The sequence below is a fragment of the Segatella maculosa DSM 19339 = JCM 15638 genome (genome assembly GCF_000382385.1).
Lineage (GTDB): Bacteria > Bacteroidota > Bacteroidia > Bacteroidales > Bacteroidaceae > Prevotella > Prevotella maculosa.
This window is the reverse complement of record NZ_KB908322.1, coordinates 137,868-151,181: the sequence shown is the minus strand read 5'-3', so window position 1 is coordinate 151,181 and position 13,314 is coordinate 137,868. Positions and strand designations below refer to the sequence as shown.

General features: G+C 49.1%; 6 protein-coding genes. All 6 read right to left on the bottom strand.

All coding sequences use genetic code 11. From position 1 onward, the window contains the following. Window positions 1-126: 126 nt before the first annotated feature. Window positions 127-1,614, bottom strand: a complete 1,488-nt coding sequence (locus H164_RS0105735; RefSeq protein ID WP_025829662.1) for a SusD/RagB family nutrient-binding outer membrane lipoprotein — start codon at window positions 1,612-1,614, stop codon at window positions 127-129. Between the two features lie 37 nt (window positions 1,615-1,651). Next, a complete protein-coding gene (locus H164_RS0105730) occupies window positions 1,652-4,813 on the bottom strand; it encodes a SusC/RagA family TonB-linked outer membrane protein (protein ID WP_019967736.1) in 3,162 nt (1,053 codons plus the stop codon). 647 nt (window positions 4,814-5,460) lie between these two features. Continuing rightward, window positions 5,461-7,143 carry a C10 family peptidase gene (locus H164_RS0105725; RefSeq protein ID WP_025829661.1) on the bottom strand — a complete coding sequence of 561 codons (1,683 nt, stop codon included), beginning with the start codon at window positions 7,141-7,143 and terminating at the stop codon, window positions 5,461-5,463. Between the two features lie 109 nt (window positions 7,144-7,252). Further along, window positions 7,253-8,044 carry a hypothetical protein gene (locus tag H164_RS0105720; protein WP_019967734.1) on the bottom strand — a complete coding sequence of 264 codons (792 nt, stop codon included), beginning with the start codon at window positions 8,042-8,044 and terminating at the stop codon, window positions 7,253-7,255. A gap of 22 nt (window positions 8,045-8,066) precedes the next feature. Beyond that, window positions 8,067-9,683: a RagB/SusD family nutrient uptake outer membrane protein gene (locus H164_RS0105715; RefSeq protein ID WP_019967733.1), complete on the bottom strand. Its 1,617-nt coding sequence runs from the start codon at window positions 9,681-9,683 to the stop codon at window positions 8,067-8,069. Window positions 9,684-9,706: 23 nt separating this feature from the next. Beyond that, window positions 9,707-12,967: a SusC/RagA family TonB-linked outer membrane protein gene (locus H164_RS0105710; RefSeq protein ID WP_025829659.1), complete on the bottom strand. Its 3,261-nt coding sequence runs from the start codon at window positions 12,965-12,967 to the stop codon at window positions 9,707-9,709. Window positions 12,968-13,314: the final 347 nt, after the last annotated feature.

Sequence of the window (13,314 nt, the reverse complement as noted above, 5' to 3'; positions counted from 1 at the left end):
TAAGCGGACGCACGAGCCGTGCGTCCCTATATGCCACGCAACAACCACTTGTTCACCCGTTTACTCGTCAACTGTCAACTAAAACATGAAAAAGGGGTGCCATACTTATACTGCATTGGCAGCCTATTAGTTGCCACCGGCCCACCAAACGGGTTGCGTATAGACGTACATTCCGGCGTCATTGCCCGAACCGAACGCTTTGGCGACATTGGGATTGGAAACCACATCGCTGTTACCATAGGGCAAACAAAGCGGCCAACGGTTGGCACTTCCAGCAGTATTGTTGGGGTTAGTCAGGCTTACGGGATAGCTACCATCGATGAAACGGCAGCGACGAATATCGTTATAGGTCTCCAATTGTTCGTCACGTGACTGCGCAATATACTTCTGAATGAGGATTTCTTTCAGTGGGTTTGCGGTGTAACGTGGGCCGATTGCCGCGAGATAGGCAGCGATTTCGCTGTCGGATATTGTCTTGTCGATGACGCTTCCGCCAGTCTGATAGAAGTCTTTGACAGACGCTTTGACCCCTGATTCGAAGTTTGTCGTAGCGTCAAGTCCCAAGCGTGCCTTGGCTTCGGCAAGGACAAAGTGGAGCTCGGAAAGGCTGAGCACATGCAAAGGTGCGGCACCATTTTCCAAATAGGCAGGCCAATTGACGTACTCCGTTTCGGAGGCCATCGCGTCATCTCCGGGATTTGCCACAACGTTGTTGCCCCATTTGTTGTAGTTATAGATGGGTTCGCGCGGGTCGTTGCGGTCGCTTAGCAGCTTCTCTACGGTCGAAGAGCAACCCGTGTACTCACGGCTTTGCGCGTAGGCATACCAAGAATTGTCGGCCGTTTGACCGTTGAACACAGCCAGTTCGCAGCCCGTGAAGCCGCCATCGAGGGCAGCCTGTGCCTCAGTGATGACTTTCTGGAGTTGCGCATTGGTCTTGTTCGTGCCATAGGTGCGCAGCAAATAGCGGGCTTTCAGGGCGTGGACGAAGGCCAACCATTGGTCAGTTTTACCTTTATAAAGAATATCATTGTCGCTGACATCATCGGTCCCGCGGGCCAAATTGATTTGAGCACTATCCAAAAGTTCAAACACACGCGCATAGATTTCCTTTTGCTTGTCGATCTTCGGAGCCGACTTTACGAAGCATTCCTTATAGGGAATGTCGCCATGGAGGTCGGTCAGCGTGGCCCAGTTCAAGGCTTCAAGCGTCTGAGCCATGCCTAAAAGGGCGTATTCCCCTGCGTTGACACCGCCTTCCTGACACTTGTTTCGAAGCAGAGAGAGGTTATGAAGGTTGAGATAAGTGCTGTTCCAGTCGTTCTCAAAGACCGGACTTCCGGCCACTTCCGAGGTGTTCCGGGCCTCAACTTGGCGCAGTTGGTTGTTTCCGGTGCCAAAGAGTTGCTCGGTAAAAGAGGACACATACCACGCATAATTGCCACAGAGCGTGGAGTAGACCGTTGAGACTTCGGTCTCGGTCAGCTGAAGTCGGGCGTTAAGATTGATGCCGGGGTGGGCCTCATCCCTGTTGATACGGTCCATCATATCCTCTGAACAAGAGGCGAAAGCCAATGAGAATGCGATGGCACCGAATAGATATTTTGTTTTCATAATTGTACGCTTTGCGTTGATAACTGTTGATATACGTTTAGAAAGTGAGCTTAAAGCCACCGCCGAAGCTTGAAGTGCTGGGCACAGAGTAGCGTTCGAAGTAGCCGCTCATGTTGCCGTTGCCTTGTGAACTCTCGGGATCGAGGTCGGGCATCTTGGCCCATACGAGCACATTGCGGGCGAAACCGTAGACCGAAAGGTCGATGCCTGCGAACTTAGGCAGCTGATACGTCAAGGTGACATCGCGCAACTTGAGATAGCTGGTGTCGTAGATTCCGGCCTCGGTCACGTCATTATAGGCCTGATAATAATCCTGTTTGCTCACCTTAACGGTGTTCTTCTTTCCCGTGGCTTCGTCGATTCCCTCGGCAACCATCGTGCCTTCGTGATAGTCGAGCGATGCTTTCGTCACGCCGAAGAAGTTCATCGTGAGCAGTGTTCCATTGTACATGCAACCGCCTTTCTGCCAATCAAGCGTGGCAGCGAGCGACAATCGCTTGTAGCGGGCATGGAGATTGAAGCCCATGTTGAAGTCGGGCGCACACTCACCAAGGTTGACACTGGCGGAAGTGGCCTGCGGAAGACCATTACGGAGCAGCAGACTGCCGTCTTTCGTGCGCTTGAAAGCCTTGCCATAAATGTTGGGATAGGTGTAACCCGCCTGTGCACGAATCTGCGGTTCAACGAAACCACCGAGCATGATGCTCTCAACACCGTGGGCAAGTTCCTTCACTTTGTTGGTCACCTTCGTGAAGTTGAGACCGAAGTCAAGGCTGTAGTCGGCATGGTCGAGGAGTGTTGCGTTCAAAGTGAACTCATGTGACCATGTCGTCATGCGGCCGGCATTGGTACGGAGAGCCTGATAGCCGCTTGAGCCTGCGGTCGGGACGTCGAAAATCTGGTCCTTCACGTCTTGATAGCTCAGCGTATATTCCAGTTTCACACGGCTTTTGAAGAGTGCAAGGTCGATACCTGTCTCCCAGTTCGACGTGTTCTGTGGCTTGAGGTTCTCATCGAACTTCACATAATAGGGCGCATAGCCCCTTGCACCACCAAGAGGATAGCTTATCGGCGTGTAGATATACATGCCACTACCATAGGCCGGGACATACATATAGTTGTTATAGAACCGACCGGCCTGGCCCACTTGTGCATAAGACAGGCGGAGTTTACCGTAAGAAAGCAGCGGATGCTCTTTTAGCGGTGGAAGTTCGGTGAATATCCAGCCCAAAGAGACCGACGGATAGAAGAACGAACGGTTGCCACGCGGCATGGATGAGATCATGTCGTTGCGGCCCGTGACGGTCAGATAGAGCATATCTTGCCACGAGAGCGACGCCTGACCGAAGAAACCCACAGTGCGTTCCTGCTCATGATACTCCTCATGAGCGTCTACCGAGGCCGTGTTGGCGATGGTGGGTTGCCCATAAAAGGCCAGACCGGAGCCGTCGTAGTCCCAAATGCGACGGTATTCGTGATTGAACTCGTTGCCAAGTACCAACCCAAAATCCCACTCCCTGTCGGCTCCCCACTTAGCCGTGAAGTTGGCAGTGAGCAGGTTATTGAAGATGTTGTTCTGTTTTCCGTAGTTCTCCACCTCGCCTTTTGTGTTGTAAGCAGAGCCAAGTTCGGCAACAGTGGCATTGTTACTGGTGTATGTGTCGAGCCCGGCTTGCTCGCGAAAAACAAGGTGGTAGCGGTCGCCCCAGTTCAGTTTCGGGGTAAATTCCGCATAGGCATTGCCAAAGACGCGGTTCGTGTGCTGCGAGAATTCGTCGTTGGCCGCCCACCAATAGGGATTATTGAAGCTCGTGTTGCGGAAGAGGATTTGCGAAGTGGGCTTTCCCAGCGCGTGATAGGGCGTGCCTTTGAGGTCGTATTCGGCCGGAGCGGAATAAACCACATTGATGATGCCGCTGTTGGCACCCGGTGCAGCCTTCACTTTCACGGAGCTATAGTTGGCAGAAAAGCCAGCCTTCCACCTATCGTCCACTTTCCAATCCACAGCACCGCGTGCACCGGTCCGCGTCATGCCCGTCGAAGGGATGATACCGTTCTGATATGTATCGCTGATGCTGAACGAATAGCTCACATCGTTCTTGCGTTGCGAGATGTTGAAAGTGGAGTTTTGGGTGAAACCTGTCCTGAAGAAGTCGCCCACGTTATCATGGGTCTCGGGCTTGGCCCAGCCACTCAGACCGGCCGCTGCATACTTCGGGTTGTAATACATGCCGGCATGTGATGTGAGGTCGCCGTTGGTGTATGTGTTGTTGACGTTTCCGCCGTATTTAGGGTCGTTGGGTAGGTCGGCTATCTTCGGACCCCACGACATGGAGTTATTCGGATTGTAGTTCGTTCCGTCTGCACCTTGGGCGTAAACTGTCTGCCGTTCGAACTTGCGGCTGACAGTTTGCGCGCTCAAATCGGTCGAAAACGTGATGATGGGCTTGGCCGATGCCTTGCTACCCCGCTTCGTAGTAATCAAAATCACGCCGTTCGAAGCACGAATACCATAGAGAGCTGATGCCGCCTGTCCCTTTAACACGTTGATACTTGCAATGTCATCGGGGTTCAAGTCAATCGTTCGGCTGGCGTTATCGGCCCCCTTGACAGAGTCTTCCGTGTCAAAATCGGGCGTAGAAGAAATCGGCATGCCATCAACAACGTAGAGCGGTGTGTTGTTACCATCGAAGGAACGCGCCCCGCGAATGACGATTTGGGCCGACGCACCCGGTGCTCCTGAAGAGGTACGAATGTCAACACCCGTCAGCTTTCCCTGCATGGCACTGGCCAATGACGATGTTCCCGACGTGTTCAAGTCCTTGGCATCGAGCACTTGCGAGGCATAACCGAGGGCCTTCTTCTCGCGTGTGATGCCCATAGCCGTAACGACTACCTCGTCGAGCACACGGTTGTCTGGGTCTAATTTGATTTTCATGTTACCCAATGCCGTGACCGTCTTCGGTCGCATGCCCAGATAAGTCACCACGAGCTTGCTGCCTGCTTGTACACTTAAGCCGAACTTACCATCGACATCGGTCGACGTGCCCGTCTTTGTTCCGGCCACCATGACCGAAGCACCGACAATGGGCTCGCCATCTTCGCTCGAAACCACGGTTCCCGTCACTTGCATCTGTGCAACGGCTGCTCCGACGCTTAGGAACAGACCGGCAAGAAACATCAAAAGTCTCTTCTCCATAAATCTCTCTCTTTAAAATTTGTAAATTACATCAGCCGTCCGACTGCCACCAAGCACCGATACGACTTGCTTATGATTGAAAATATCGAATGCAAAGTTAAGAAATGTATAATTGATATGCAAGCTTTTTTGGGTAAAAAACTTTCATTTTAATGCAAATACCGTGGTATTTATTTCAAATAACACGAAAATTGCGGATTTATACAACAATAATGCAAGGAAAAGGTGCCACAAACTTACTTTCTTGCTTCCATTCCTAACGCTCTCTTTTTATCTTTTGGAGACAAAACTGTGGCACTGCAATCGGAAAACCATAAGTTAACCGGTCGTAAACCACAAGTTTGCGATGCAAAAGTGGCAAGTTTATGATTCCAAGGCGAGGTTCCAGGGAGTTCCATTAACCGGAACGGCAGAGAAATAGCAATGAAATAAAATTATGATATAAGCGATATTGAAACGCTTACATACGTAATTATCAACGAATTACAAAGGAAGAAATTCCAATTTCCTGCAAATTCGTTGGAAATTCACGATTATAAAAAATCTTTATTCTTGTTGAAAAGCACATCTATTGGTAGCCACAGAAATGAAAAACCCCCGTTGCAGTGTAACGAGGGCTTGTGTTTGAAAATGCTTCTTTCAGGTGCTTATCTCACAATCTTATGACTTTTGTCACCTTGCTTAACGATGAACACGCCATGCACCGGGAGTGCGTCCGCGTTGAATTGAGCTGCGGGAACGCTGAGTAGCCGGTGCCCTTGCAGGTCGTAGACGGTGACGGGCGCAGAAGCATCGGCTACCTTGACCGCATTAATGCCTGTAGTCGTCCAACCATCGTCGCCTGTACCGCCATCGATACTTTGGAGAGCACCGCCTGCAATGACAACCTTGTAGCTATTGGCAGCTCCTTTCGCCCGGCGCACGAGTTGCCATTCCGTCTCATGATACTCGGCGGACTTCGTACCGACAAACAGTCGGTAGGTTCCGTCAGCAAGTCCCGTCGGCAACGTAATCATATCACTGAGCTCGCCTACGGAGTGGAGATTGGCAACTCTTGCGACAAAGTTTTTCTTCAACACCTTTGTCGTCGTGTTGTTCTGAAGCACGATGGCAACCTCGCCCGTGAAGCTCTCGCCGGTCAAGTTGTACATGGTTCCGGCATTGACGTTCAACATCGGTCCGAACTTCATCGCAGAGAATCTCTCATCGCTAATAATATGTGAATGATAGTCCATTACCTTGTCTGGGGAGACGCCCACGAGCATGTCCTGCCCCTCTTTGAAGGAATAACCCTGTGGATTCAACAGCGCAATGTCGTAATAGCCGTTGCCTCCTTTGGCACCCCAACCCCAGTTCACATGGACGAAGCCCTGTTCGTTATAACCGTCAATCACAAAGGCATGCCCACCTTCGGTCTTGTCCGAACCCGTATAATACAACGGTCGACCGGCGTTCAGTTCCTTATAGATGATGGTCATCCACTGCAATGTGGAATAATAATTGCGATAAAGCAGATTGATACCGGCATTATAGCCGAAGTTCTTGATCAGACCATGGCGGGCCTCGTTGGAATAGGCTCCCGATCCGCTCGGCGTATATTCCATACTGACGGCAATGCCACATTGCACCATCAGCGTTGAGACAGCTTTGGCCTGCACGGAATTATAAGTTACCGCGTCATAGTCATTGAGCATGTTCTTCCAATCGTAGGTGGTGTTGCCAAAGTCGGCCGAGATAATCGTACTGCTACCGTTGACCACGACGCTCAACGTGCCTTTACCGATACCTTTGGCCGGATAATTGTAGTGCTTCATAATCTGTGACAATGCCGTTGCCACGCAACCCGTGGGATAAGGTGTCGTTCCCGACAAATGTGGGCAGTCGTTGTTATAGGGCTTCGACTGGCTCCACACGGTCTTCACAATCGGACTCACCGCTGTTTTGAATGTTCCGGTAGGAATGACTGGGGCATATTTCTTCCCTTCTGCAAGGTAATTGCTCATCGAAGCGGTCGCCGCATTGACGAACCAACGCAAAGATGTATTGTTCTCTGCATTATAGGAGTCCTTGGAATATCCGATGACTGCAGGGAAAACATCATCGTTGGCAATGATGGCAAAGCCTGCCTCTGATCCCATGACGGTCAGCACCTTGTTCTCGGATAGGACTTTCAGGTCGGCAGTCAGACAGGTTGTACGTGTCTGCGCCGGGGATTCAGGACCACGCAGTGCCTGCAATGCGGCCTGACGCTTCTGTAACAAACTGCGGTCGGCAGCCTGAATCCCCACCGACAGCAAGAAAAGAGAAGATAAGAGTAAAAACTTTCTCATTAGAATTGGTGTGTTGTTTGATAGAAACGAAATAAAACTTTTTACATATAAAAAAGAACCGGACAAGACAAGCCTGTCCGGTCTTTCGTTATATCAGAGGATTTTGCATCTACGGGAATAAGATATAGTCGGTCTTGGTGCCGAACGCTCCCAAATTGGGCACGGCATGTATCAACTTCAGCGTGGCCATCTTTGTACTCTTATCGTAGGTTCCAGCAATACCGGAGCCATTGACACCGTCTGCAGTGACCTTCGCATCGTCTTTTTCATTGCCACACACCCAAACCTTTCCATATTTTGAATGCTCCCAAGCGGATTGAGCCGGAACGGTCACCACGCCTTTCTCGTCAATCGTAAACTTGATGTCGTAGTCGTAACCGTTTTTCGCGTCAGCCAACAGTACATAGTTGGTACTGTATGAGTGCACAATCAGGTTTGGCTGTTTACCAAACATACCCAAAGCAACCGTTACTTTATGGGTCTTGTAGCGGATAATATTATAGGTTATCTCCGGCAGACCATAGATAAAGGCGTCTTTTGAGGCCACGGCAATATTTACCTTTTCTGATTTTCCTGCGGGCATATTGAAAGTTACTTCAACGTCCTTGGCCTTTTCTCCGGCAGCAAATTTCACATCGGTCGGTGCATTGAAGAGTTTATTATCACTTGACAAGGCAATCGTCTGTGTCCCGGCTGAGTTGGCACGAGCCACGCGCACAATGAGCTTTTGAGCCTCATCTTCAGTAAACTTAACAGTATCAGACTTTGGTGCAACCAAGTATGCGTTGCCACCTGTATCAGATGGTGCCGGTTCATACTTATAATCGTCTGAGCAGGCGCTTAAGCTTGCAATACACAAGCCGAGCAATACTGCGAATGAATATTTCAGCATCTTTTTCATTTCCTTTTCCTTTATGAAATACTTATTTAATTACCGGAGTATAACGACTCGAGGGGTCAGGATTGTTATAGCCTTTGACCGCACTGTTATTGTTTTCCTCGGTTATAACAATACAGAGGTTCATCCAAGCCGGCCGCCCGTTGGTGTTGTAACGACCGAGTTCATAGAAGTTTGTGCCTGCGTAACCACGTTTGACAGAGTAGTTCAGACGTTTGATATCGAAGAAACTCTGTCCTTCACCCCAAAGTTCTACGCGCTTCTGGAAGACGATCTCTTCAATAATAGCATCTTTGTCCGTGAGTAGGCAATTGTAGTTTGCATCACGTGTCTGCATGATATTGTTCAAAACCGTCTTTGCATCGGCAAGCTTATTCTGCTGGGCCGCAGCCTCGGCTTCGATGAAATACATCTCTTCGACGCGCATCAAAGGATAGGCACAGGCCGCAGCAACGGAAGACTCGCCGTCATTACCTTGACCCGGACGGAACTTAATGGAAGCATAGGTGGATAGTGCTGTCTTGTAAGAAGCCTTTAAGTAGGGAACTTGGCCGGCCAAAGGGCTGGAAGCCGGGGCTTTCCAATAAAGTTTACGCCAGTCGGTATCACTGATGCGGTCATAGAGTTCCTTTCCTATCATACAATGCACAGCGCCTGCACCGTTATAACCGAACGTTGTTTCGTTTGACATCCATGAGGTCCAGTTAAGAATACCTGTCTTCACCGTTGCAGCGTCTGCAGTCTGGTTAGAACCCCACATCCAAGGAGCGGTCGTATTGAAACCTGTTGTCGGGTTCAAGGCAACAGCTTTAGTCACAGGAGTCACCTTTGCAGCAGCAATGGCCTTCTTTGCATACTCCTCAGCCTTGGCATAATCCCCGACCCACATATAGAGCCGGGCCTTCAAACCATAGACACAGGCCTTGTCGGGTAGGGTTTTATCGCGTGTGTCGGTCAGCTTGTCAATGTTTTGCTCAGCATTATTCAAGTCTCCTTCAATGAATTTCTTCATATCTTCACGTGTAGCACGAGGATTCTTGCGAGCATCTTCCTTGCTCATACCGGCTTTTACGATAGGACAAGTCAGGTTTGTAACTACGTTACCATCGCTGTTCTTGCCGTCAGGAAACTTTTCGTTCGGCAAAAACTCATACATACGAGCCATATCCAGATAGAACATCGCACGGAAAGCATAGGCTGCCCCAAGATAACCTAACTGTTGAGTGGTTGCCGTTCCCGGGTCTACGGCGAGGATAAGGTTGTTGGTTGTCAGCACCATCTTGTAGAAATAGTTCCAAATAAACTGTGTCACGGCATAGTCTCTTCCGATACCAGAGCATTCTATCCACTGCGCATATTGGTTATAAGCACGTTCCGACAGCGCCTCGTCGGCCGTCATTACGTCTCTGATTTTCATGATAGAGCCATAGCCCCAGCTATAATGGTAACCACGATCCCAAACCGTATTCAATGATGACGGGATAGCACTCAATAGGGCTTCCGTCGCTGCAGAGGAACGTTGCATCTGATTGGTCGTCGCGTAGGAAGTAGCCGGCTCCGTCTCTTCTTCACACGAGGTGAAAGCAGAAAGAGACAAAACAAGCAGCCCCAAGCCCAAGATATATTGATTGATTTTTTTCATATTCTTTTCCTTTTCTATTATGATTAAAATGTTACTGTCAAGCCACCTGAAATGGAACGGATTGGCGAATAGTAGGCATTCGTGATGGAACCACTCTCGCTCTGCCGTGGGTCGAAGCCCTTACGCTTGGAGAATAACCACACATTATCACCCGTAACATAGACACGGATATTGGTCAAGCCGAGGTTGCGGACAACAGGTTTCGGCAACGTATAGCCCAAAGTGATGTTCTGCAAATTGAGATAAGAAGCCGAAGTCAGGAAGCGGTCGCTCTGTGCAGCCATGTATTTATCGTTGAAGTTCAAACGGGGAATACTTGAATTCCTGTTGGTCGGCGACCAAGCATCAAGGATATCGGCATGGATCGCACTGCCTCTGTCCAGGTTCATTCCACTTGCATAGCCATTATCGTAAGCCTTTCCACCTAATTGATAAGTGAAGTCTACGGCAAAATCAAAGCCTTTCCAGCTAAGGTTCGTGCCGAAACCGCCGAATGCATCGGGGTTGGGGTCGCCACAAAGATACAGGTCTGCTTCACCTGTTGTCTTGACAGTTTCCTGACCGACAACCTTTGGGCGTGCACCATGGGTAGACTGATCGACCTTATTGCCGTTTGCGTCGTAGTAAATGGTCTTTCCATTCCCATCTTTCTCATATACATTTTTATAATAGAGGGCCTCACCAGTAGTTTGGTCTACGCCGGCATACTTGTATATATACCAAGTGTACATCGGTAGCTTCTCACCATAGAAGTAATTGCCACTCTGGTAACCTTGCTTTCCGTCCACTACCGCGTTTTTCTTTTCATCAGCCAATCTGATGATACGGTTCTTATTGGCCGTCATATTCAGGTGGGCCGACCATGTAAGGTCCTTGGTTCGGATGATGTCGCCCTGCAATTCGAATTCGACACCCGTATTGCGCATGTCTCCGATATTGTCATAGTAACCCGTGAAACCAAATGATGCCGGCAAGGTGTACCAAGAAAGCATATCGGTTGTCTTGCGGTTATAATACTCGATAGAACCTGTTAGGCGGCTCTTCAGCAAAGAGAACTCGACACCGACATTGAACTCGCCGTTCTTCTCCCAAGAGATCTTCGCATTACCCAACTGAAGCGGTGCAAGCGCAAGCTTTCCGTTAGAGTTCTGAATTCTGTAAGTAGTAACATAATTGTAATAACCGATGTCGTCATTTCCCTGTTCGCCGTAAGAAGCTTTCAGCTTCAGTTCGTCTACCCAGCCTACATGGAAGAACTTTTCCTTTGAGATGAGCCATGCACCACCCAAAGACCAGAAGTTACCCCAGCGATGGTCGGGGTCGAAGTAAGACGAAGCATCACGGCGATAAGACAGTGAAGAGAAATATTTGTTGTCATAGCTATACTGTGCACGGCCGAAGAAACCCTCCGTGTTGTATTCAGACGTGGACGAAGTAGCAATGGCATTGGTCGTTACGGCAGAGCTCAACTCAACAATGCTGTTGGTAAACATGTTGTTGTTGTGGCCGGCCAGCGTCGTTATGCGGCGATGATAGTATTCATGCCCGAGCATTGCTTCAACATCATGCTTGCCGAACTGACGATGCCAGTTGAGCAACTGCTGATAGTTGTAGGTCCAAGTACGTCCATGGCTTACATCGGCCATACCATTTGAAGAAGAATATTGGCCGAACCAAGGATTCCTGCTTGATTGCGCACGGTATTCATCATCATAGACGCTGTTGGTAGAAGTGAACTTGAAGTCAAAGGGGAGATTAATTTCCACCGTACCGGTTGCACTGAACGTGTTACCTTCGTTATAGTTCTTGTTCACCAATGCATCGGAAAGCGCATTACTACCTCCCATATAAGGACGTTCCAAACCAAGGAGGCTCTTCTTTTCGCCATAGTCATAGGTCCAGCCACCCGAAGCCTCATGGCGGATTTTGTTGCCTTGGGCATCACGAATGAATAGCGGATAGATAGGAGCTATTCTTGATGCAGTGAAGACATTACCGGAGGCATTAGCTTCACCATCAGAACCTAATTGATTCGCATTGTAGTGTGCATAGTTCATGTTGACACCAAACTTCAGCCATGGTTTGAACTGATAGTCGGCTTTCAAACGCGATGTGAAACGCGCATAATCAGAGCCAATGGAGATACCTTTCATGTTCAGATAGTTGGCCGAAGCATAGAAAGAAGACCGCTGGGTGCTGCCCGCACCCGTCACAGTGTACTCCTGACGCAGCGCATGACGATAGATATTGTCGAGCCAATTGTCTGGAGTCAGGAGGTATTTTCCACCATCCGTGCCCGTCATGACGCGGCCTAAAGTGGCATTAGGATTGAGCTTTCCGTTCATACCAATCATGTTCTGACCCGTCGGAACAGTGTAGACATTGTAGTTAAGACCGTAACTGTCGCTCGCTGTCAAGTGCTGATTGGCAAACGCATTGGCCTGTACTGCACTGTAACCATAGGTATCACGGGCATAATTATAAAGACCTTTGTACCATGTTTCATAGTAACCTGCAGGGTCGTTTATATAATTATAGTCGGGCACCTGACGTGAGTTCACACCCCATTTTGCATCAACTGTGACGGTTGCATTGCCAGAACGACCGTTTTTCGTTGTAATGATGACCACGCCATTGGCACCACGTGCACCATAAAGGGCGGCGGCGGCGGCCTCTTTCAATACAGTCATACTCTCAATATCCGTAGGAGCAATAATGTTGATATCACCATCATAAGGCATTCCGTCAACAACATAAAGCGGAGAACGGGCCGCATTAATCGAACCGATACCACGGATACGAACCGTCGGAGCCGTGCCCGGCTGACCCGAAGCCTGTGTAATCTGCACACCCGAGACCTTGCCACGCAAGGCTTCTACGGCGTTCGTGGTCTGCACCTTTGCGATATCTTCGGCCTTTACGACTGCAGCAGAACCCGTAAACGACGATTTCTTGGCCGTTCCATAGGCAACAACCATCACTTCGTCCAAGGTCTTGTCATTCGAATCCAAGGTGATGTTCATCTTCGAAGCTGCCTTGACCGTCTTATTTTGCATACCGATATAAGAAATCTCCAAGCGCGAGCCGGCCGGTGCAGACAGTGTAAACCGTCCATTTGCATCGGTCATCGTACCCGTATTGGTACCTACGACCCGGATAGAAGCCCCAATAACGGGCTCACCATCTTCACTTGAGACAACAGTTCCGGAAATTTGTGTTTGTGCCAAAGCCACTCCAAAACTCAAGAATAGGCCGGCCAAAAACAGCATTAGTCTTTTTTCCATAAAATCTCTCTCTTTGTTTAATTTAATTATAATGTTTGTCTTTTCTTTGTTCAACTTTTTGGGCCGTCCCGTCTCTATCTTCAGCAGGCCTCATCTTTTTATCCGGCACGGAAGCGAAGCCGTTTTACGAACGAACTTCAGCCGGAAGTCAACTTTATCTACGCATATTGGAATGCGAAAATGAAATGAGCTAGTTCTCTATTCAATTAATAAAAATATCTTAAACGCGTTATGCTAAACAGTCACAAAATTAAATAATGTTTAGAATATGGCCAAACTTTTTCTGCAAAAAGTTAGTTTCAGACCTTGAATTTAACATAATCACTTGCTTTTTCCTGCATTTTTGT

Excerpts from the sequence above, each read along its gene's own strand:
- H164_RS0105735 (WP_025829662.1), bottom strand. The coding sequence starts at position 1,614 with ATGAAAACAAAATATCTATTCGGTGCCATCGCATTCTCATTGGCTTTC.
- H164_RS0105730 (WP_019967736.1), bottom strand. The coding sequence starts at position 4,813 with ATGGAGAAGAGACTTTTGATGTTTCTTGCCGGTCTGTTCCTAAGCGTC.
- H164_RS0105725 (WP_025829661.1), bottom strand. The coding sequence starts at position 7,143 with ATGAGAAAGTTTTTACTCTTATCTTCTCTTTTCTTGCTGTCGGTGGGG.
- H164_RS0105720 (WP_019967734.1), bottom strand. The coding sequence starts at position 8,044 with ATGAAAAAGATGCTGAAATATTCATTCGCAGTATTGCTCGGCTTGTGT.
- H164_RS0105715 (WP_019967733.1), bottom strand. The coding sequence starts at position 9,683 with ATGAAAAAAATCAATCAATATATCTTGGGCTTGGGGCTGCTTGTTTTG.
- H164_RS0105710 (WP_025829659.1), bottom strand. The coding sequence starts at position 12,967 with ATGGAAAAAAGACTAATGCTGTTTTTGGCCGGCCTATTCTTGAGTTTT.